The 20481-nt window shown below is 71.1% G+C and carries 16 protein-coding genes; 6 read left to right on the top strand and 10 right to left on the bottom strand.

Going from position 1 to position 20481, the window contains the following annotated elements; genetic code table 11:
- Positions 1–29: 29 nt before the first annotated feature.
- Genes ACNNMR_RS04335 through ACNNMR_RS04325 form a run of 3 tightly spaced genes read right to left on the bottom strand, consistent with a single transcriptional unit; the run spans position 30 to position 2655 of the window.
- A complete protein-coding gene (locus tag ACNNMR_RS04335) occupies positions 30–776 on the bottom strand; it encodes an amidohydrolase family protein (RefSeq protein ID WP_419993161.1) in 747 nt (248 codons plus the stop codon).
- Positions 776–1522 carry a hypothetical protein gene (locus ACNNMR_RS04330; protein WP_419993160.1) on the bottom strand — a complete coding sequence of 249 codons (747 nt, stop codon included), beginning with the start codon at positions 1520–1522 and terminating at the stop codon, positions 776–778. Before ACNNMR_RS04330 ends, ACNNMR_RS04335 begins: the two co-directional genes overlap by 1 nt.
- Positions 1519–2655 (bottom strand): DegT/DnrJ/EryC1/StrS family aminotransferase, encoded by a 1137-nt coding sequence (locus tag ACNNMR_RS04325; protein ID WP_419993159.1) that lies wholly within the window; start codon positions 2653–2655, stop codon positions 1519–1521. The genes ACNNMR_RS04330 and ACNNMR_RS04325 overlap by 4 nt, the downstream gene beginning before the upstream one ends.
- Before the next feature lie 245 nt (positions 2656–2900).
- On the opposite strand from ACNNMR_RS04325, the gene ACNNMR_RS04320 reads away from it, so the two are divergent.
- Entirely contained in the window at positions 2901–3977 is a 1077-nt protein-coding gene (locus tag ACNNMR_RS04320) for a mandelate racemase/muconate lactonizing enzyme family protein (protein ID WP_419993158.1), read from the top strand.
- 13 nt (positions 3978–3990) lie between these two features.
- Here the strand turns inward: ACNNMR_RS04320 and ACNNMR_RS04315 are convergent, their stop codons facing one another.
- From ACNNMR_RS04315 to ACNNMR_RS04295, 5 genes are read right to left on the bottom strand one after another with little or no spacing between them, the layout of a single operon-like run.
- Positions 3991–4629: a cytidylate kinase family protein gene (locus ACNNMR_RS04315; RefSeq protein ID WP_419993157.1), complete on the bottom strand. Its 639-nt coding sequence runs from the start codon at positions 4627–4629 to the stop codon at positions 3991–3993.
- A 13-nt stretch (positions 4630–4642) separates the two neighbouring features.
- Positions 4643–5878 (bottom strand): hypothetical protein, encoded by a 1236-nt coding sequence (locus tag ACNNMR_RS04310; protein ID WP_419993156.1) that lies wholly within the window; start codon positions 5876–5878, stop codon positions 4643–4645.
- The gene (locus ACNNMR_RS04305; RefSeq protein WP_419993155.1) at positions 5875–6774 is read right to left on the bottom strand and encodes a carbohydrate ABC transporter permease; all 900 of its coding nucleotides are present in this window, start codon (positions 6772–6774) and stop codon (positions 5875–5877) included. The genes ACNNMR_RS04310 and ACNNMR_RS04305 overlap by 4 nt, the downstream gene beginning before the upstream one ends.
- Positions 6771–7691, bottom strand: a complete 921-nt coding sequence (locus tag ACNNMR_RS04300) for a carbohydrate ABC transporter permease (RefSeq protein ID WP_419993154.1) — start codon at positions 7689–7691, stop codon at positions 6771–6773. The genes ACNNMR_RS04305 and ACNNMR_RS04300 overlap by 4 nt, the downstream gene beginning before the upstream one ends.
- Positions 7691–8926 (bottom strand): ABC transporter substrate-binding protein, encoded by a 1236-nt coding sequence (locus tag ACNNMR_RS04295; RefSeq protein ID WP_419993153.1) that lies wholly within the window; start codon positions 8924–8926, stop codon positions 7691–7693. Before ACNNMR_RS04295 ends, ACNNMR_RS04300 begins: the two co-directional genes overlap by 1 nt.
- A gap of 149 nt (positions 8927–9075) precedes the next feature.
- Here ACNNMR_RS04295 and ACNNMR_RS04290 point away from each other — a divergent pair, with 149 nt between their 5' ends.
- Positions 9076–10002, top strand: coding sequence for a TIGR03619 family F420-dependent LLM class oxidoreductase (locus tag ACNNMR_RS04290; protein ID WP_419993152.1), 927 nt, complete (start codon positions 9076–9078; stop codon positions 10000–10002).
- Positions 10003–10041: 39 nt separating this feature from the next.
- Here the strand turns inward: ACNNMR_RS04290 and ACNNMR_RS04285 are convergent, their stop codons facing one another.
- Positions 10042–11613: a methyltransferase domain-containing protein gene (locus ACNNMR_RS04285; RefSeq protein WP_419993151.1), complete on the bottom strand. Its 1572-nt coding sequence runs from the start codon at positions 11611–11613 to the stop codon at positions 10042–10044.
- Positions 11614–11911: 298 nt separating this feature from the next.
- Here ACNNMR_RS04285 and ACNNMR_RS04280 point away from each other — a divergent pair, with 298 nt between their 5' ends.
- The 3 genes from ACNNMR_RS04280 (at position 11912) to ACNNMR_RS04270 (ending at position 15596) form a co-directional block, all read left to right on the top strand.
- Positions 11912–12868: a LamG-like jellyroll fold domain-containing protein gene (locus ACNNMR_RS04280; RefSeq protein WP_419993150.1), complete on the top strand. Its 957-nt coding sequence runs from the start codon at positions 11912–11914 to the stop codon at positions 12866–12868.
- Positions 12869–12994: 126 nt separating this feature from the next.
- Positions 12995–15085: a PQQ-dependent sugar dehydrogenase gene (locus ACNNMR_RS04275; RefSeq protein ID WP_419993149.1), complete on the top strand. Its 2091-nt coding sequence runs from the start codon at positions 12995–12997 to the stop codon at positions 15083–15085.
- Between the two features lie 79 nt (positions 15086–15164).
- Positions 15165–15596: an SRPBCC family protein gene (locus ACNNMR_RS04270; protein ID WP_419993148.1), complete on the top strand. Its 432-nt coding sequence runs from the start codon at positions 15165–15167 to the stop codon at positions 15594–15596.
- 10 nt (positions 15597–15606) lie between these two features.
- On the opposite strand, the gene ACNNMR_RS04265 is transcribed toward ACNNMR_RS04270, so the two are convergent.
- The gene (locus ACNNMR_RS04265) at positions 15607–16983 is read right to left on the bottom strand and encodes an FAD-binding oxidoreductase (RefSeq protein WP_419993147.1); all 1377 of its coding nucleotides are present in this window, start codon (positions 16981–16983) and stop codon (positions 15607–15609) included.
- Positions 16984–17135: 152 nt separating this feature from the next.
- On the opposite strand from ACNNMR_RS04265, the gene ACNNMR_RS04260 reads away from it, so the two are divergent.
- Positions 17136–20480 (top strand): glycosylhydrolase-like jelly roll fold domain-containing protein, encoded by a 3345-nt coding sequence (locus tag ACNNMR_RS04260; RefSeq protein ID WP_419993146.1) that lies wholly within the window; start codon positions 17136–17138, stop codon positions 20478–20480.
- Position 20481: the final 1 nt, after the last annotated feature.

Raw genomic sequence — 20481 nt, 5'->3', positions numbered from 1 at the left:
ACACCCAATGCGGACAGCGGCAGTCCTAATTAACCCGCCGCCATGCCGTCGAGCCCGAACAGCTCCGCCGCGTTCCCCCACAGCACCCGCTCCAGCTCCGCCGCCGTGAAGCCCGCGTCCCGGACCACCCCCAGCGCCACGCACGGATCCACCAGCGTCGAGTCCGTACCGAACAGCAGCCGCTCCACCGGAACCCCCGCCTCCCGCGCGTACGCCACCCGCCCCGCGTCCGCGACCGTCCGGCAGTGCTCCAGATACAGCCGGTCGCACGCCGCCGCCGCATGCGCCGCCTCCTGCCAGGCATCGCCGCCCGCGTGACCGACGATCACCCGCAGCCGCGGCAGGTCCGCCAGCAGCCCCGGCAGCAGCGCGACATCCGTGCCCCACGTGTGCAGCAGCAGCGGCACCCCCGCCTCATCGAGCATCGCGAAGGCCTCCCGCATCTGCGGCGAGCCGATCGCCCGCCCCGGATACGTCGTATGGATCTTCGCCCCGACGAACCGCCCCGTATCCAGGCAGCGCCGCAGATCCGCCGCGCTCTCCTCGATCCGGTTGGGGTTGACCACCGCATAGCCCCGCAGCCGCGGCTCGGCGGCCAGCACCTCGCCGAGCGCCGCGTTGCCGCCCACCGCGTCGTACGTGACCGCCTCCGACGCCGACACGATCTGCAGGTCGATCCCGTAGCGGTCCATCAGCCGCACATTGAGCCCGGCCCCCGCCACGTCCATGTGGAACGGCCACGGCCCCCAGTGCGCATGCACATCGATGATCGGCATCAGGCAAGCAACTCCTCGGCATTGCCGCCCGCGATCGCCGCCCGGTCGGCTGCGGAGATACGGGCGTAGCGCAGCCGCAGCGTCTGCGGCGAGATGTCCATGAAGGGCGTACGGGATCCGAAGACCAGATGCCGCGCGCCCACGCTCTCCACCACCCGCTCCACCGAATCCGGCGCCGACAGCATCCGCGTCGTCGCCCGGAACCCCGGCTCCCGGCGGGCCAGCAGCAGGAAGTCCGCGAGGAAATACGCGTGCAGGTCGAGGAAGACCACCTGCGCGCCGCGGTCCGTCAGCGCCGGGCCGTAGCGGCGCGGGTCGCCGTCGTGCAGCAGGACCAGGCCGCGGGCGAGGGCCTCGCCGACGACGTGCCGGTAGCCGGGGGAGTACGGGTCCGGGCTGCCCTGCTCCGCCGTGAACAGCCGCAGGAAGCGGACCCCCGCGGCCGCGAGCGCGTCGAGCTGCGGCTCCGCGGCGAGGGCGTCGCGGAGGTCTACGGTGCCTACGGGCAACAGGTCTTGGCAGTCGGCGAAGTCCTTGAGCGTCTGCGCGTTGCCCGCGGCCGAGTCGAAGAGGGCGCCGCGAGTCGAGAGCGCGAGGCCACGCTCGACGGGGGAGCCGGCGAGGCGGGCGCGGACGGCGGCCAGGTCCAGGTCGTACGGGTGCCGGGGCCACGGGCCGTACAGCACGTCGACGTCGAGGCGGACGCGCTCGGCGGGGCTCGGCCGCAGCCATTCGTACGCGGTCATGCGGCGTGCACCCGGCGGATGGCCTCGGCGATGTCGGCTACGTCGGCGGGGGAGTAGGCCTCGTTCCAGGGGAGGGCGAGGAGCGTGCGGTCGATCAGCCGCTCCGCCTGCGGGCACAGCCCGGCCGGGTAGCCGGCGAAGACCGGGTTCGCGTAGAGCGGTCGCTCCAGATAGCCGGGCATGGCCGGGATGCCCTCGGCGGCCAGGCCCTTCGCCCAGCGGGCGTTGTCGTCGACCAGGAGCGGGAAGAGCCACCACGCGTGGCCGCTACGCCGCGGGGGCAGGCCCACGCCGGGCAGGCCGTCGAGCGCGGTGGCGAGCTGGTCCGCGCGCTCGCGCCGGGCCCGTACCACCTCCGCCACCTTGCCCAGCTGGGCCCGCGCCACGGCGGCGGCGAGCTCGGTGATCCGGTAGTTGAGGCCGGGCTCGCGGTGGATGCGGCCCTCGGTGCGGTCCCAGCCCTTGTCGGCGAAGAGGCGCATGCGGCGGGCGAGTTCGGGGTCGTCGGTGATCGCGAGGCCGCCGTCGCCGGCGGTGATGTGCTTGTACTGCTGAAGGGAGAAGCAGGCGATGTGGCCGGTGGTGCCGAGGAGGCGGCCGTGCCCATCCCCGCCTGTGTGCTCGCCCAGCCACGCCTGCGCGCAGTCCTCGATGAGCAGCAGGTCGTGGGCGTCGCAGATGCGGCGCAGTCGTTGCGTGTCCGCGGCGCCGCCGAAGAGGTGTACGGCGATGATGGCGCGGGTGCGCGGGGTGATGGCGGCCTCGACGGCGTCCGGGTCCAGGTTGCCGTCCTCGGGGCGGACGTCGGCGAAGACCACCCGGCCGCCCTGGGCCAGCACCGGGCCGACCGTGCCGAAGTCCGAGATGGGCGTGGTGATGACCTCGTCGCCGGGGCCGATCCTGGCCGCCGCGACGGCCAGATGCAGTGCGGCGGTCCCGGAGCTGCACGCCACCGCCGCGGCGCGCCCGTACAGCCGCGCCATCTCGTCCTCGAGCGCCCGCCCCTCGCCGCCGAACGTGCTGCACAGGACGCCGGAGTCGAGCACCCTGAGCACGGCCGCGCGCTCCTCGGCGCCGATCGTCCGGCCCCCCGGATCGAGCACCGTGGGAAGGGGCGTGTCCCGTACGGGCATGGCGGCGGGTCCTCTCGACGACGCGGCGCGATTATGGCCTGGGCCGAAAAGTAAGCGGCGTGATTGCGGACCGTCAAGACGTGGGCCGGATGCCTTTAGCGCGCTCGTGGCCCAAACCCCGCCGCATCACGGGGAGATGACCTTTCGACTCCTTGTCACCGCACGTTCCTCCAGTTACGGTCTAGGCCGTAACTGGGTCATCAGGCCGGGCGTGAAGCCGCAGGCCGCAGTGTCAGGAGCCGCGCTTGAGAATCGCCTCGGTCCGTACGCGCGTCGTTTCGGCGCCGTATCTTCGCCCCTTCGTCATCAGCAGCGGCACCAGCCCGCAACTCGTCAGCCTCGTCGTGGAGGTGGAGAACGCGGACGGCCTCTCGGGTTACGGCGAGGCGTCGCCGATGACCGCGTTCACCGGCGACACGATGGCCGGGCTGCGGGCGGCGATCGACGACCATCTGGCCCCCGCGCTGACCGGCCTCGACCCCCGCGACCTGGCGGGCGCGCACGCGCGGATGGACGCGGCGATACGCGGCCAGCACCTGGCCAAGTCCGCGCTGGACATGGCGCTCCACGACCTGGCGGGCCGCAGCACCGGCTGGCCGGTGCACCTGCTGCTCGGCGGCCGGGTGCGGGAGAGCGTGCCGACCGCGTGGGTGGTGGGCCTCGGGACGCTGGACGAGATGGCGGCGGAGGCCGTCGAGTACGCGGCGAAGGGCTTCACGCACATCAAGGTGAAGGGCGGCGTGGACCCGGCGCTCGATGTGGAGTTGGTACGTGCCGTACGCGACGGCCTGCCGGCCGGCGTGGAGCTGTCGATGGACGCGAACGAGGGCTACGCCCCGTCCACGGCCGCCCGTACGCTGCGCTCGCTGGCGGACGCGGGCCTGGACCTGATTGAGCAGCCGCTGCCGCACTGGGACGTGGCCGGTCTGGCCGCGCTGCGCGGGCAGACCGGGGTGCGGGTGATGGCGGACGAGAGCATGCAGTCGCCGCATGACGCGCTCGACCTCATCCGCCGGGGCGCGGTCGACGTACTCAACATCAAGATCCTCAAGGTGGGCGGCCTCTACCGGGCCCGCCAGATCGCGGCCCTGGCGGAGGCGGCGGGCCTGGCCTTGAAGATCGGCACGATGCCGGAGCTGGGCGTGGCCACACTGGCCGCCGTGCACCTGGCGGCGGCGCTGCCGCATGCGACGGTGCCGGCGGACCTGGTGGGCCCGCTGCTGGTGGACCAGGAGCCGCTGGCGCCGACGGCGTTCGCCGCGGCGGACGGCGGGTGGGTGAAGGTGCCGACGGGGGCGGGGCTGGGGCACGAGCTGGGGTAGGGCGCGAGGCCGACTAATCGTTGTGCACGACGAAGTCGGCGTGATCGGCCGGGCGAGCCGCAGCGAAGTACAGCTGCTGGGCGGGGAGGTAACGCTCCCGCCATCGCCGCTCCACCGCGGCCGGAGCCGACACCCCACCCTCCCGGATCACGGCACGCTCCACGGTCTTCTCCAGCGCGGTCGACACGAAGACGCTCAGGTCCCACCGGTCGATCAGCTCCGGGCGCAGCAGGAAGACGCCGTCGAAGACCAGCACGGCGTCGGTGGGCGCCGTCGTGACCGGTGGGGACAGCACCGTATCCGTGGTGCGGTCGTAGACCGTGCGCTGGATGCGGCGGTCTCCGCCCGGACCGAGCGGATCGAGGAGCGCCCGCTTCAGCGACACGGTGTCGTGGGTGTCGAAGTAGCAGCCCTCGGCCGAGTACTCGCCGCGCCGGTAGCGCCGTGCCCGGGGGAAGAGGAAGTCGTCGACCGTCGCGCGGATGACATCGCGGCCCTGTGCGCGCAGGACGACGGCGAGCTGGTCGGCGAGGGTGGTCTTGCCGGCGGCGGGCGGTCCGTCGATGGCGACGCGCGTCGGGTGGGTGGCGGTGACGGACCGGACGGCCTCGGCCAGGTGGCCGAGGACCTCTTCGCGGGTGCCTGGGTCCATGTCCTGCCGTCCCCTACAACTGCACCCGGTACACCGTCCGCGGCCGGCCCACCGGCTCCGACCGGGTGCTCCCCACCGGCACCGCCACGCCCGCTCGCTCCAGGCGCTTCAGGATCCGGCGTGCGGTGCGCTGTTGTACGGACAGGTGGTCGGCGACCGCCTGGGCCGTGACGTCGTCCCCGGGGCCGTTCTCGATCAGCTCCCGCAGCCGGCCGAGTGTCTGGGCGTTCAGGCCGACCCGGCGGGCGAGCGTGGCCAGGCTCTCCGGACCCGACGCCGGGCGGTCGCCCGCCGCGCCGTCCTCCGTCTCGATGACGATGTCGACGTCGTCCTGCATCGACACCACCCCGGCCACCGCGCCCACCGACCGTGCCCGGTTCACCGCGCGCCGCGCGAGCGACTCCGCCTCCGCGGCCGTACGCCCGAGTCCGAAGCCGACGTGCACCGTGTCGTGCCGCCCCGCCAGCGCGTCCAGCAGCGGCAGCCGCGTGAAGTGCTCGCTCGCGTTCTCCAGCACGCCGCGCGTGGTCACCACCAGCCGCTGCCCGTCCGGGAGGTCCGCCAGGCTGCCGCCCAGGACCGCGAGGTCCGCAGCCAGTTCGGCGTCCGCCGCCGGGATGTCGACGATGCCCAGCGCCACCTGCGCGTCCCCGCTGTGCGCCGCCGACGCCGCGAGCACCAGCGCCTGCAGCGTGGCGCGGATCGAGTGCCGGGACGGGGCGAGGCGGACCGTGTGCATCTCGCTGTCCAGGGTGTGGAAGGCCGAGCCGAGGCACGTCACCGCCACCTGCGTGCGCTTCTTCTCGCGCGCCGACCGGTGGAAGTCGACCAGATCCTGTCCCGTCAGCCCGGCCCGGTACGGCAGCACATGCACATGCTCCGTCGGCAGCTTGGCCTCCGTGAGCGTCTCCATCACCTCGGAGCGCAGCAGCGTGTCGATCGAGATGCGGGACACGTCGTGGCCGAGCCGCAGCAGCTCCACCAGGGCGCGCAGCAAGGTGGCGCCGCTGTACGGGACGTACATCGCGGGCCGTTCCAGCAGCCCCTCCGCCGCGGCGAGGGTGTGTGGCACCACGCCCGTGAACAGCAGGGCATCCGCGTCGCCGCGAGCCTTGCGCACGACCTCGATGGCCTCGTCCTCGTGCCGGTACGGCCACGGCACCAGCCGCTCCGTGCCGGCGGCTCCGACGGCCAGGACCTTCTGCACCAGGTCCTCGGGACCGATGACCCCCACCGTGAGCACGCTCACCCCTTGATCCCCGACATGACGACGCCTTCCTGAACGTACCGCTGTCCGACCAGATAGGCGAAAAAGATGGGCACCAGCGCGACCACGGATCCGGCCAACAGCTGGTTCAACGGCACCTGTTGCTGGTTGAGCGAGGCGATGCCGGTGGTCAGCGTACGCATGTCCGTGCTCTGTGCGATGACCAGCGGCCACAGGAAGTCGTTCCAGTGCCACAGGAAGACGAAGATCCCGAGCGTGGCCAGGATGGGTTTCGTCAGCGGCAGCACGATCGACACGTACACCCGCCACTCCGAGCAGCCGTCAAGCCGCGCCGCCTCGAAGAGCTCGTCCGGCAGCGCCTGGATGAACTGCCGCATCAGGAAGACCGCCTGGGCGTTCGCGAGGGTCGGGACGATCAGCCCCCAGTACGTGTCCACGCCGCCGGCCTCGGCGATCAGGATGAAGGTGGGTACGAGGGTGACGTGGTACGGCACCATCACCATCGCGATGAAGGACCAGAAGAGCGGCTCCTTGCCGGGGAAGCGCTTCTTGGCGAAGGCATAGCCCGCCATCGAGGCCAGCAGCAGCACCAGGACCACGGAGACGACCGAGTACACGGCCGTGTTCAGCGTCCAGCGCAGGATGTCCTGCGCGCCGAGGATGCCTGAGTACGCGCCGCCGTCGAGGTCCCAGGGGGTGAGGCTGCCGGGGAAGCTGATCGCCTCGGCCGGCTTCAGGGACAGCACGACCATCGCGTAGAACGGGAAGACGGCCACCAGCGAGCCGATGGTGAGCAGCACGCCGCGGCCGGTCCTGCGCAGCGCGCTGCCGCGCCGGGCCCGGCGGCGGGCGGCGTCGGCGGAGCCGTCGACCGCCGGGCCGGCCGGCCGGGGGCGGGAGGCGGTGGTCACGGTCATTTGTCCCTCCCCAGGAGCAGCCGCTGGATGAGCGCCACCACCAGCGTCATGATGAACAGCGCGACGCCGATGGCGCCGGCGTAGCCGAGGTCGAAGTACTTGAACCCCTGCTCGTAGAGGTTGAAGACGAGGGTGAAGCTGGCGTGGGCGGGACCGCCGCCGGTCATCGTGTAAATGGCGTCGAAGGCCTGGAAGGACATCGTCGTCTCGATCACGGCGAGGAAGAACAGCGCCGGACGCAGCTGCGGGAGCACGACGTGGCGGAAGCGCTGCCAGGCGCCGGCGCCGTCGATGCTCGCCGCCTCCTCCAGCTCGCGCGGCACGTTCTGCAGCGCGGCGAGCAGGATCAGCATGCCGTAGCCGAACCGCGACCAGACCCCGACCAGCGCCAGCGCCGGGATGACCATGGTGGAGCTCTCCAGCCAGGGCGTGCCGCCGAGGCCGACCCAGCCGAGCATGGTGGTCCACGGGCCCTCGGCGGAGAACAGCCAGCGGAAGATCGCGCCGGCCAGCACCAGGCTGGTGATCACCGGCAGGAAGAAGACGGACCGGAAGAACCGCACGCCGCGGAAGGCGCGCCGGGTCAGCAGCGCCATGCCGAGCGCGGCCCCGACGGTGACCGGCACCACGATCAGCGAGTAGATCAGGGTGACCTTGAGCGCCGACCAGAACACCGGGTCTTCCCACAGGCGCCGGAAGTTGTCGAGGCCCTTCCACTCGGCGGTGCCGCCGATGCTGTAGTCGAAGAACCCGAGCACCGTGCCCGCCACCGCGGGCCCGAAGCGGAAGACGAGGAAGAGCAGGAAGCACGGCAGCACGAACAGCAGGCCCGCCCGGGCGTCGCGGCGGGCGAGCACGGACCGGCGCCGGCGGGGCGGCGCCGATCCGTGCTTGCGTGCGATGAGCTGGGTGGCCATCAGCCGGTGATCCCCTTTGCGGCCTTCTCCGCGTCCTCGAGGGCCTGCTCCGGCGACTTCTTGCCGGTGAGCGCCGCCTGGAGCTCCGGGGCGAGCACGCCCATCACGTCGCGGGCCTTCTCGTAGAGCGGGCCGACGTCGACCTTGTCGAGGGTCTTCTCCATCGCGCCGCTCACCGGGTCGTCGGCGTAGAGGTCGTTGCCGTCGAGCGGGGAGTAGAACTGGGACTTCTTGTCGTACTCATCCATGATCTTCTTCGACGTGACGAAGTTGATCCACTTCGCGGCCGCGTCCTTGTTCTGGGCCTTCTTGAACATCGACAGCGCGCCGACGGTGCCGTACGTGACCTGCTGGTCATCCTTCAGCGGGCCGACGACGTGGATGTTCTCCTTGCCCCAGAACTTCTCCACCTCGATCGGCTGGTGCTGCCAGGTGCAGGCGACCTTGTTACGGCCGATCTTCGTCTGCTCGATGTTGAGATTGGCCTTGGTCAGCGCCGACTTCTCGGTGTAGCCCTTGTCGGCGAGCGTGCGCAGGAACTTCAGGGCCTTTACGCCCTGCGGGCTGTTGAACGCGACCGACTTGCCGTCCTCGCTGAACACATCGCCGCCCGCCTGCCACAGCAGCGGGTAGTAGGTCATGTTCAGGGTGGCGGTGGCGTCGCCGTTGTACGTGGTGATGTCGTAGCCCTTGGCCTTGAACTTCGGGGCCAGCTTCAGCATCTCGTCCCAGGTGGTGGGGTAGTCCTTCTCGCCCACCGCGTCGAAGACCTTCTTGTTGCAGATCAGCGGGTTGCTGCTCATCAGCAGCGGGGCGCCCATGAGCTGGTCGTCGACGGTGGTCGCCTTGAGGGCGGCGGGGCGGTAGGCCTTCTTGGCCTCGGGGGAGATGTGGTCGTCGTACGGCTCGATGTTCGGCGCGTACTTGGGGAGCTGGTCGGGGATCAGATAGCCGACGTCGGGGCCCTTGCCGCCCGCCATCGCGGTGGTGAGCTTCTCGTCGCGGTTGGCCCAGGGGAAGATCTCGACCTTGACGTCGATCTTGGGGTTCTTCTTCTCGAACTCCTTCTCCGCGGCGTCCCAGAACGCCTGGTGCTGCTTCTCGTCGACGATCACCGGATACGTCCACATGGTCACCGTGGACTTGCCCCCGGCTCCTCCGGAGCCGCCACAGCCGGCCAGCAGGGTGCCCGCAACCGCCAGCGCACCCGCGGCTATCACCTCTCTGCGCCTCATGTCCCTCCACCGTCGCTATTTCGGCCTGGACCTTAACTGGCAGGAGTGTGCTGCTGGTCCGTAACTACTGTCAATGCCTAGGTTCTGTTCAGGGCCGGAATGCCGTTGCCGCCACTGGTAACTGACGGTGCGTCAGATAAGCTGCTGTCATGTTTCTCTCGCTCGGGCTCCCCACCCACCTGGTCGACGCCGGCGCCGATCTGATCAGCGCCGAGGCGGTCATGGAGATGGCCCGCGCCGCCGAAGCGGCCGGGTTCGACGCGGTGTTCGTCACCGACCACCCCTTTCCCGACGACGCGTGGCTGGCCCGCGGCGGGCACCACACCGTGGACCCGCTGGTGACGCTGTCGTTCGCGGCCGCGGCGACGGCCACGCTGCGGCTGCACACCAATCTGTTCGTGCCCGCGTACCGCAATCCGTTCGCTGCCGCGAAGATGGCTTCTTCGCTGGATGCGCTCTCTGGCGGCCGCGTCATCCTCGGCGTGGGCGCGGGATATCTGGAGGGCGAGTTCGCCGCCCTGGGCGCGGAGTTCACCCATCGCAATGACCGCCTCGACGAGGCGCTGCGCGCCATGCGCGCCGCCTGGACCGGCGAGTCCGTGGTCTTCGAGGGGACCGGATACGCCGCGGCGGGGAATACGATGCTGCCGCGGCCCGCCCAGTCCCGTATCCCCGTCTGGATCGGCGGCAACAGCAAGCGCGCGATCCGTCGCGTGGTCGACCTCGGCGACGGCTGGCTGCCGATGCCCGCACCCGCAAAGGCTTCCGGGACGCTCAGGACCCCCGGCATCGAGAGCCTGGACGACCTCCGCGCCCGGCTCGGCTATCTCCGCGAGTACGCCGCGTCAGCGGGCCGTACGGACCCGATCGATGTCACCTTCATGCCGCGCAGCCTGAACATGTTCTCCGGCGCGGACATCGACGCCGATGCCGTAGTGGAGGACCTGACCGAGCAGTCCGCGGCCGGCGTCACCGGCGTCACCCTCACGCTCCCCGCCCGCACCCGCGCCGGACTCCTGGAGCAGACCGCGCTCTTCGGCGAGCGGGTCATCCCGCGCCTGAAGCCTCTGAAGTAGCAGCGCGGGCCGGCGGCAGCCGCCGACCCGCGCCATCCGCTAACTGTCAGCCGACCGCACACAGTGGAAGATGCCCCAGGTCAGATGCTCCCTGCGGCCTCCCTCCACCCAGTGTCCGAGGCCCTTCTTCATCTGCGCCAGATAGTCCGAGCTGACCTTCCGCCCCAGACCATCGGCCTCCTGCCGCTCCGTCTCCTCCAGCACCCGCCCGTAATGCGTCACCAGCTGCTCGCGGTGCTCCTCGAAGCCGGCGCCCACGAGCGTGAAGCCCAGGTCCGGCAGCTTGCCGAGGTAATAGCCGGGTGAGCCCATATCGTCGAGGTGGATGCGGTCGAGGATCGGCTGCAGGACGCCCGGCGGGCAGTCGTCCGTCGCCATCGGGTCGGTGAAGACCAGGCTGCCGCCCGGGCGCAGCACCCGCGCCGCCTCCCGCAGCACCTGTTCGCGGTCGCCGCTGTGCAGGAAGGCGTCCTGCGACCAGACGACGTCGACGCTGCCGTCCGGGTACGGGATCTCCTCGAAGGCGCCGTCCACCACTTCGATCCGATCCGTCAGGCCGCGGGCGGAGTTGAGCTCGCGGTGCCGCTGGTTCTCCACCTCGCTGAGGTTCAACGCCCGCACCTGGCAGCCGTACGTGCCCGCCAGATGCCGCGCCGCGCCGCCGAAGCCCGCGCCGAGGTCGAGGACGACGCTGTCCTCGCCGAGCTTCAGCCGGGCCGCCATCCGCTCCACGGTGCGCCGGCTGGCGGCGGCGATGGGCTCGCCCGGCTCCTCGTAGATGCCGATGTGGATGTCCTCGCCGCCCCATACGGTGGCGTAGAACGTGTCGGCGTCGGGGGAGTTGTAGTAGCTGCGCGCGGTGCCGGTGGGGCCCGCCAGGTGCACGGGCTGGTCGGCTTCCATCCGGTACTCCTTCTCGGCGACGTGGACGAAGAAGTCCGGCTGGTCGTCCCGGTAGGTGTGCTGGAAGTCGCCGTACGTGTCGACCCGCTGGAAGCCCACCTCGCGCATCAGCCGGCGGGTGTAGTCCTTGCGCAGCGGATACATGTTGAGGTGGTAGACCGACTCGTCCGGGAAGCGGTAGCGCATCCGGCACAGGCCGTCGTCCACGTACTCGGGCTCCACGGCGACGTCTTCGCCGCAGTAGTAGAACGTGTGCTTGCTGCTGTAGCCGCGGTCCAGGATCGCGTCGTAGTTGCGCTGGTCGAGGATCAGGACGCCGTCGTGCTTGAGCATCGCATAGAACTCGGCGAGCGCCTTGCGCCGGTCGCGTTCGTCGAAGAGGTGCGTGAACGAGTTGCCGAGGCAGACGATCGCGTCGTACTCGCCGTGCACATCCCGGTTGAGCCAGCGCCAGTCCGCCTGCACGACGCGCAGGATGTGGCCGCCGTTGTCGCGGCCGTTGTCGAAGGCCTGGGACAGCATGGCCGCGCTGCCGTCGGCGCTGACGGTCTCGAAGCCGGCGTTGAGCAACTGCACCGAGTGGTACCCGGTGCCGGTCGCGACGTCCAGCACGCTGCGGACGCCGCGCTTGCGGAGCAGGTCTATGAAGAAATTGCCCTCGCTTTCCGCTCGTTTCTCCCAGTCGATCAGGGAGTCCCACTTCTCCACGAAGCTCGGTATGTACTCGTGTGCGTAGTGTCCGGTCTCCCTGACTTCCTCGGGGTTGCCCCCGAAACCCTGAGCTGTCTGCGCTGTTTGCGCTGTGATGACGAGCCTCCGATCCACCGGTGTCAGTTGGCCCATGACTGTCCGAAGGGGCGGGAGTTATGCGTGAAATCTCGTATACAAGTAGTACTGCACGCGATCTTGACGTGGTCATGTCCCCGTGGATACGGTCCGCGACAGGCTCAGAAAGAAAACGCTTACTGGACGTTCGCCACCCCTCCTGGGACAGAGGAGAGTACGGATGCCGAATCACCCAACAGCCCTGGCCGCGGGCCTGACGCTGCTGGTCACCGCCCTGCTCGCGGGCCCGGTCCAGGCGGATGACGGCGCCGGCCCGCAGCGCGTGCTGCCCGGGCTGCGGAAGAACCTCGTCGCCCACTACGACTTCGGGCACCCCGTGCCCGGATCCCCCGCGGAGGAGCAGGACCGGGGCCGGTCCGGTACGGACATCCAGCTGATCGGCGGCGGCCCCGCGATGCGCGTACCCGACGCCGCCTTCCCGGGTGCGGGACCCGCCCTGCAGGCCGCCCAGATCAACCCCGGCACCGCCGGGAACGACGACTGGAAGGCGGGCCTCTACGCGGCCGCCGGCGTGCCCACCCTGCACGCCTTCAACGGCGCCAAGGGCGCCACGGTCATGGGCTGGTTCAAGATGACCGGCGACAACCCCGCCCCGGACTCCAACACCCCCGACCCCGACGACCGCTACGGCGCCATCGGCCTCATCGGCGTACTCGCCGGCAACTCCGACGGCCACGGCGTCCGCGCCCTGCTGGAGCTGATCGAGGTCAAGGGTGAACTCCGCGTCGTCGCCCTCGGCCGCCGCCTGGACGACGGCGCCTCGCAGACCTTCGCCGCCTCGGCCGACTGGCGCAGCGTGCTGCCGCAGGGCGAATGGGTCCACCTGGCCGCGACCTTCGACTACGACGACGGCTCGATGGCGCTGTTCCGTAACGGCAAGCGCCTGGACGGCTTCTACGCGGTGGACGGCGACCCCTGGGGAGTCGAAGGACCCGGCGAGCACCGCGCCTCGCCCACCGACCCCGCCGGTATCAAGATCGGCGGCAGCTTCCCGCAGAACAACCGCGAGCGGAATCCCTGCAACTGCCGGATGGACAGCCTCATGTTCCTCGACCGCGCCGTGTCGGCCGCCGAGGTGCGGCAGCAGCACCGGATGATGACCTCGACGCGGCCCTGAGCACCGGCAGCACCTGAGCAGCACCGCACCTGAGCAGCACCGCACCTGAGCAGCACCGCACCTGAGCAGCGCCCATGACGGGGACCACCCCACCCCGTCACAGCCCTCGATGAACGGAGTGCCTCCGTGCCCTCACGCCCAGGCGGGAGACTGCGGTCCCTCGTCCTCGCGCTCACCCTTGCCCTGTCCGCCGCCCTCCTGACCGCCGCGCCCACCCGGGCCGCGGCCGCCGCCGACCCGCTCCTCCCGAAGCCCGTCCAGTCCGGCATCGGCCTGGAGGTGGAGGAGTACGCCCAGTTCCCCAAGTCCGAGCCGACACCCCCGCCGACCGACCCGCGGCTGATGCGGCACGCCCGTATCAACGCCCTCGACGAGCTCCCCGACGGCTCGGGCCGGCTCGCCGTGCCCGACCTGAACGGCAAGCTCTACCTGGTCAAGGGCGGCAAGCCGCAGACCTACCTCGACGTCGGCGAGACCTTCGCCCCGGCGTTCTTCTCGGGCCGCGGCCTCGGCCAGGGCTTCGGCTATGCGGCCTTCCACCCGGACTTCAAGCGGAACGGCATCTTCTACACGGTGCACACCGAGCTAGCCTCGAAGTCCGGCAAGCAGCCCGACCTGACGCCGCAGCAGCCGAGCGCCGAATACCAGGGCATCATCACGGAGTGGACCGCCAAGAACCCCGCCGCCGGCACCTTCGACGGCACCCGCCGCGAGGTGCTCCGCATCGGCTTCAACGGCCAGATCCACGGCATCCAGCAAATCGGCTTCAATCCGACCGCCGAGCCCGGCACCCGCGACTACGGCAAGCTCTACGCCGCGGTCGGCGACGGCGGCATCGGCTACAAGAACACCGACCCGCAGAACCTCGCGATCCCGCAGGGCAAGATCCTGCGCCTCGACCCGCGCGGCAACAACAGCGACAACGGCAAGTACGGCATCCCCGCGGACAATCCCTTCGTGGGCAAGCCGGGCGCGATCGGCGAGATCTTCGCGTACGGGATGCGCGACCCGCACCGCTTCAGCTGGGACGCGGGCGGCAGCCACCGGATGTTCCTCGGGCACATCGGCCAGCACGCCGTGGAGTCCGTGTACGAGGTGCGCTCAGGCGACAACCTCGGCTGGAGCGAGCGCGAGGGCCCGTTCGTCTACGACAAGGCCCCGGCCGACCCCTGCGACACGTACAAGCCGCTGCCGGCCGACGACGACAAGTACGGCTACACGTACCCGGTCGCCGCCTACGACCACGACCCGCCGCCGGACTGGGACTGCAAGTCGGACATCGGCCGGGCGATCTCCGGCGGCTTCGTCTACCGCGGCGACAAGGCGAAGCAGCTGCGCGGCAAGTACCTCTTCGGCGACCTCGTCGACGGCCGCGTCTTCTACACCGAGGCCGACGAGATGGACCGCGACGCCGCACCGGAGAAGATGGCGCAGATCCACCAGCTGATGCTCTACGACAAGGCGTCCGGCAAGCGCGTCACCGCCCAGGACCTGGCCGGCGACAAGCGCGTCGACCTGCGCTTCGGCAGGGACGCGGCGGGTGAGCTGTACCTGATCGCCAAGGCGAACGGGAAGGTGTGGCGGGTCACCGGCACCCGCCAGTTCGCCTCCTGCCGCACCGGCGGCACCACGGTGACCGATGTGATGGGCGGCGACAAGTGGGCGCCGGTCACCCCGTCGAAGTGGCAGTTCCCCGGCGACGAGGCCATCCTCGCCGAGGCGGGCGCGGAGCGCCCTGGCCCGCGCCGCCCGTACGAATACGCGGTGCTGAACGCCGGGCCGCGCTTCGGGGCGATGACCTGGAAGGGGCAGGTGCGGCTCGATACGCCGGTGGATGTCTCCAACCGTGATGTGGTCGTGGTCTTCGGCTATCGCTCGGACACGGAGTTCTATTACGCCCACCTGTCGCAGGACAACACGATCCTGCCGCACAACGGCATCTTCAAGGTCAACAACGCCGACCGCGAGCGCATCGACCACCAGTGGACCGGCTACCACGGCGCGGATCCGGCGATCACCGACGCCGACTGGCACGACGTGGCGGTGAAGCACTGCGCGGCGACCGGGGAGATCGGGGTGTACGTGGACGGCGCGCGCGATCCGCTGATGACGGCGACCGACAAGACCTTCGGCTCCGGGCGGGTGGGCTTCGGCTCGTTCGACAACGTCGGCAGGCTGCGCGGCCTGTCCGTCACCGGTACGCCGGCGCAGAACTGACGGGTCGTCAGTCTTGTAAGTTGCGCCCGCCGCGGCTACGTTCCGCGACACCCCGGCCCGACCAGAGAGGTGGTCGCACATGACCGACATCAGCGCCGAAGCACGCATCGAGGCAGCCGCGGACAAGGTCTGGGCGAAGCTCACGGACTTCTCCGTGTACGGCGACTGGAGCGTCACTCACACCGGGTTCCCCAAGGGCGTGCCCGGCGACCTGAAGGAGGGCGACAGCTTTTCGGAAGGCATGAAGCTGATGGGCTTCCCGGCGGAAGCCGTGTGGACCGTCGAGGAGCTGGCGGAGGGCAGCACCATCGCGCTCGCCGGCAAGGGCCCCATGGGCGTCAAGATGACGACGCGCTACACGGTCACCCCCGACGGCGACGCCAGCACGGTCCGTATCGACGGGAGCTTCAGCGGCGGCGCGGTGGCCATGATGGCGGGCAAGCTGAAGGAGTCCGGGAACGCCGCGCTGAAGGAGTCGCTGGAGAAGCTGAACGGCCTGGTCGTCGGCTAGCTCTTAGGGCTCACGACAGCATCTTCCCCGGGTTCATGATCCCGTGCGGATCCAGGGCCTGCTTGACGGCCCGCTGCATGGCCATGACCTCGGGGGTGAGCTCCGCGGCAAGGCCATGGCGCTTCAGCAGCCCGACGCCGTGCTCGCCGGTGACCGTGCCGCCGAGCGCGATGGCGTCGGCGATGATGTCCGCGAAGGCCGCCTGCGCGGCGGCCTTCGCGGCCTCGTCTCCCGGCTGGGTGATGAGCAGCGGGTGCAGATTGCCGTCCCCGGCGTGGGCGACGCTGGCGATGAGGATGCCGTGCCGCTCGGCCGTCTTCTCGATCCGGCTGAGCATCTCGGGCACATGCGTCTTCGGCACGCAGACGTCCTCGGTCAGCACCGGTCCCAGCCGCTCCAGCGCCGGATAGGCGAGGCGCCGGGCGGCGAAGAGCGCGTCGGCCTCGTACGCGTCGGTGGACCGCTCGGCCCACGAGGCGCCCGCCCCGCGGAAGCACTCGACCATGCGCTCCGCCTGGGCGTCGCCCGTCTCGCCAGGCTCGTCGATACGGCCCAGGAGGACGACCTCCGCGTCCACCGACAGGCCCATGTTCTTCCAGTCGTCCACGGCGCGCAGGCAGTGCCGGTCGACCAGTTCCAGCGCTGAGGGCGTCAGCCCGGCGGCGGCGACGGCCCGTACGGCGGATCCGGCGTCCACGATCGAGCCGAAGTGGCCGGCGACGGTGATGGCGGCGGGCGGCTGCGGCCGCAGCCGGACCGTCACCTCGGTGACGATGCCGAGGGTGCCCTCCGAGCCGACGACGAGCCCGGCGAGATCCAGCCCCGCGACGCCCTTCGCGGTCCGGCGGCCGAGCCGCACGATCTCGCCGAGGCCGTTGACCATCTCGAGACCGAGGACGTAATCGCGCGTGACGCCGTATTTCACGCAGCAGACCCCGCCGGCGTTGGTGGCCACATTGCCGCCGATGGTCGACCACGGGGAGCTGGCGGGGTCGGGCGGATACCAGAGCCCGTGCTCGGCGGCCGCCGCGCGCAGATCGTCATTGACCACGCCGGGCTGGACGACGGCGAGCCGCTCCAGCGGGTTGATCTCGACGATCCGGTCCATGCGGTCGAGCGCCACCACCACCTGCCCGTCAGCGGCATTGGCGCCACCGGACAACCCGGTCCCGGCCCCACGCGCCACGACCGGCGTGCGATGCCGGACGCAGGCCCGTACGACATGCGCGACGTCCTCCGCCGACGCGGCCCGCACCACGGCCGCCGGCCGTCCGTACGCCGCCCACGCCGCCTGATCGCGGGCGTAGGCCTCGACGCTGTCCGGATCGGTGAGCACCCGATCCGCCGGGATGCGCGTGCGGATCTCCTGAACGGCTGACGGCTCCATGGGCTCCACGCTACGGGATGCCGGAGAGATCGAGATGAATCGTTCAATTTCTTTGCCGTGTCAGAGTCATTGACCCTCCACGTATTGGCAACTAGCTTCCGTGCCCATCCGATTGAAACCTTTTACTAGCGACGGCACGGATGGAGAACTCCATGCGCGACCGCACGATCTCCCGCAGGCGGATCCTTCAACTCGCCGCCGCGACCGGCTTCCTTCAGCTCCCGCTCCCCGCCACGGCCGTCGGCAGCTCCGGTGGGTATTCCGCGGACCGGTTCGCCCGCCCCGGCACCGGCAGCATGCCGATGGTCCTGTGGTTCTGGAACGGCACCGTCACCCGCGAACTCGTCGCCGAGGGCCTCGCCGATCTGCGCGCCAAAGGCATCACCGAGGTGCTCCTCTTCCCCTTCGACACCGGCGCGCTGAAGCCCGCGTTCTTCAGCGAGGAGTGGTTCGACATCATCGGGTACGCCCTGAGCGAGGCCGAGCGGCACGCCATGGCGATCTGGCTGTTCAACGACGACTTCTTCCCCAGCGGCCGGGCCGGCGGCTTCGTCGTGGGCGGCGGCACCGTCGGCGGCCGGACGTACAAGCCGCGCCCCGACCTGCGCGCGAAGTGCGTCGTACGCAGCACCATCGAGGCCGCGGGCGGCAGCACCGTCAAGCTCGACGCCCAGGCGCTGTCGGTCGCCGGCGGCCGGCTGATCGTGGACGCCATGGCCTACGACGGCGTGCGGGTGCTGAAGGCGGGCGGCGGCTGGGACACGTACCACGTCACCGCCAAGGTCCGTATCGACAAGGCCACGGCAGGGCTGATGTTCCGCTGCGCCGACGCGAAGAACGGATACCTGGCCGACCTGCGGACGGACGGCGGCGTCGACGTGTACCGGCAGCGGGACGGCGCCTTCACGCAACTGCTGCAGGGCAAGGCCAAGGACGGCTTCGACCCGCAGGCCGAGCACGAGGTGGCCGTGTCCGTGAGCGGCGACACGATCGGGCTGAAGCTGGACGGCGCCGAGCTGCCGCAGGTCAAGGACGGATCCTTCGCCACCGGCACCATCGGCGTACGGGCCACCGCCACCCAGCGCTCGTCCTGGTCCGCCCTGACCGTCACCGGCCAGGACGGCGCCGAGCTCTACGCCGCCGACTTCGACGATCCCGGCAGCCTCGACACCTTCCAGCGTCCCGGCGACCTCGACCTCGGAAAGCCCGTCGCCGCCGCGGCCCGGCCCGCGGGCGCGACCGGCGGCGGCACCATCGCCAAGATGATCGACCTGAGCGAGGCCGCCCAGGGCCCGGGGGAGTGGCAGGCGCCGGAAGGCAGCTGGCAGATCGACCTCTACAGCCCCAGGCTGCTGGCCGACGAGAGCGGCCCGTGGCGCAACTACCTCGATCTCCTCGATGAGGAGGCGGTGCGGCTGTTCCTGGACATCGTGCCGGGAGAGTATGTGCGCCGCTTCGGCAAGTCCGCGAGCGGGGTGCTGCAGGGCTTCGCGGACGACGAGCCTTTTCTCGCCTCCGCCGACGCCGCCTGGGGGCGGGTGCCCTGGTCGCCGACGCTCCCCGACGAGATCGCGAAGCTGGCCCCCGAGCCCGGACCCGGAGTGATCCTCTCCGCCGTGCACGACGACCTCGGCGACGACGGCCGGGCGTTGCGCGGCGCGTTCTGGAGGGCCGTCTCCAACCGCTACGCCGCCACGTATTACCGCAACCTCGGCGAGTGGACGGCCCGGCACGGCCTCGACGTGATCTCCAACCCGCTGTGGGACGAATTCGGCCCGGGGGAGCAGCTCAGGAGCAGCGGCAACCTCAATACCTCGCATCAGTGGGTGCAGATCCCGGGCACCGACCACATCTTCGACCACTACCAGCGGGGCTATCACCGCACCCTGCCGCGCTGGGCCGCCTCCGCTGCCCACCAGCGCGGCCTCGACCGCGCCTATCTGGAGGCGCTGGGCGGCGCCGGCTGGCAGGTCGCTCCGGGCTTCGCCCGCGAGGTGATCGGCGCGTTCGCCGTCCGCGGCATCAACAAGGTGCTGCTGCACGCCCGCTTCAGCGACTCCGGCAACGTTGTCTATCCGCCGCCGATGCAGCAGCAGAACCCGTGGTGGGACAAGTCCGCGCCGCTCAACCGCTGGATCGGCCGCGTCGTGGAGGCCACCCGGGCCACCGCCGCCGCCCGCACCGCGCTCGTCCAGCCGCAGCGCGCCGCCGAATGCCTCCAGGACAGCCCGGAGATGGCGGAACTCGACAAGGCGTTCATGGCCGCGGCCCACGCCCTGGAGGACGTCCAGGTCGACTTCGACTTCCTCGATGAGGGCGCGCTGGACGGCGACCCGGCGCTGATCGAGCACGGCCGCCCGGGCCGCACCGGGCTGCGGGTCGGTCAACAGGAGTACGCGATCGCCGTCCTGCCGCGCACGCCCGTGCTGTCCCTCGGGGCGGCGGAGACTCTCACCGAGTTCGTATCGCTGGGCGGCACCCTCGTGGCAGTCGGGGAGCTGCCGGAGCACGAGCCGACGGGCGCCGGCGACCGGCTGGCGAAGGCCCTCGACCGGCTCTTCGCCCACCCCCGCGCGCACCGGGCCGACGACCCGGCTGAGGCGGCCTCCGCGGTGGCCGGGGCCGGCGGCGCCGCGGCGACCCTGACTCCGGCCACCCCGGACGTACGGGTCCTGCGGCTGCGCAACGACGACGACCGGTCCTTCCTGGTCACCAACGAGCAGGGCAAGGCGGCCGAGTTCATGGCCGAGTTCCCCGCCCGCGGCGTCCCGGAGCTCTGGGACCCCGACACCGGCCGGGCCACCCCGGCGGGAGTGTGGCGCGGCACCGACACCGCCACCTCCGTGCGGCTGCGCCTGGAGGCCAGGGCCACGCTGCTCGTCGTGCTGAAGGACGCGGCCCGCGCACCCGCGCACGCGACCGAGGCGAATGCGCCGGTGGAGCAGGTCACCGCGGACGGCGGCACCGCGACCGCGACGGTACGGGTGGCGCGCCCGCAGACCGTCGAAGTCACCGCGGTCGACGGCGAGCGCGGCTACCGCGGCAGCCGCACCGTCGACGATCCGCTGACCCCCGTCGCGCTGGACGGCGACTGGAGCTTCCGCTTCGACCGCGACGGCGCCGGTACGGTCAGCCGCCCGCTCGGCTCCTGGACCGAGCTGGATGCCGGGCACTCGGGCTCGGGCACGTACGAGAAGCGCTTCAGCCTCGACGGCGGCGCGCTCGCCGACCGCCGCTGGCAGCTCGACCTGGGCGAGGTCCGCGAGGTCGCCGAGGTCACCCTCAACGGCCGGCAGCTGCCCGCGCGCCTCTGGGCGCCGTACCGCCTCGACATCACCGAGGCGCTGCGCGCCGGGGCGAACACGCTCTCCGTGCGCGTCACCAACACCGGCGCCAACGCCCACGGCGACGCCGTGCCGTCCGGACTGCTCGGCCCGGTACGGCTGCGGCCGGAGCGGCTGGTGCGGGTGCGGCTGACGGAGACGCGCGGGGGCTGAG

Origin of the sequence: Streptomyces boninensis (genome assembly GCF_048572725.1) — a bacterium.
GTDB lineage: Bacteria > Actinomycetota > Actinomycetes > Streptomycetales > Streptomycetaceae > Streptomyces > Streptomyces boninensis.
This window is presented reverse-complemented; position numbering and strand designations above follow the sequence as displayed.

Coding starts and splice junctions, on each gene's coding strand:
- ACNNMR_RS04335 (WP_419993161.1), bottom strand. CDS start 776: ATGCCGATCATCGATGTGCATGCGCACTGGGGGCCGTGGCCGTTCCAC.
- ACNNMR_RS04330 (WP_419993160.1), bottom strand. CDS start 1,522: ATGACCGCGTACGAATGGCTGCGGCCGAGCCCCGCCGAGCGCGTCCGC.
- ACNNMR_RS04325 (WP_419993159.1), bottom strand. CDS start 2,655: ATGCCCGTACGGGACACGCCCCTTCCCACGGTGCTCGATCCGGGGGGC.
- ACNNMR_RS04315 (WP_419993157.1), bottom strand. CDS start 4,629: ATGGACCCAGGCACCCGCGAAGAGGTCCTCGGCCACCTGGCCGAGGCC.
- ACNNMR_RS04305 (WP_419993155.1), bottom strand. CDS start 6,774: ATGACCGTGACCACCGCCTCCCGCCCCCGGCCGGCCGGCCCGGCGGTC.
- ACNNMR_RS04300 (WP_419993154.1), bottom strand. CDS start 7,691: ATGGCCACCCAGCTCATCGCACGCAAGCACGGATCGGCGCCGCCCCGC.
- ACNNMR_RS04295 (WP_419993153.1), bottom strand. CDS start 8,926: ATGAGGCGCAGAGAGGTGATAGCCGCGGGTGCGCTGGCGGTTGCGGGC.
- ACNNMR_RS04290 (WP_419993152.1), top strand. CDS start 9,076: ATGTTTCTCTCGCTCGGGCTCCCCACCCACCTGGTCGACGCCGGCGCC.
- ACNNMR_RS04280 (WP_419993150.1), top strand. CDS start 11,912: ATGCCGAATCACCCAACAGCCCTGGCCGCGGGCCTGACGCTGCTGGTC.
- ACNNMR_RS04270 (WP_419993148.1), top strand. CDS start 15,165: ATGACCGACATCAGCGCCGAAGCACGCATCGAGGCAGCCGCGGACAAG.
- ACNNMR_RS04265 (WP_419993147.1), bottom strand. CDS start 16,983: ATGGAGCCGTCAGCCGTTCAGGAGATCCGCACGCGCATCCCGGCGGAT.
- ACNNMR_RS04260 (WP_419993146.1), top strand. CDS start 17,136: ATGCGCGACCGCACGATCTCCCGCAGGCGGATCCTTCAACTCGCCGCC.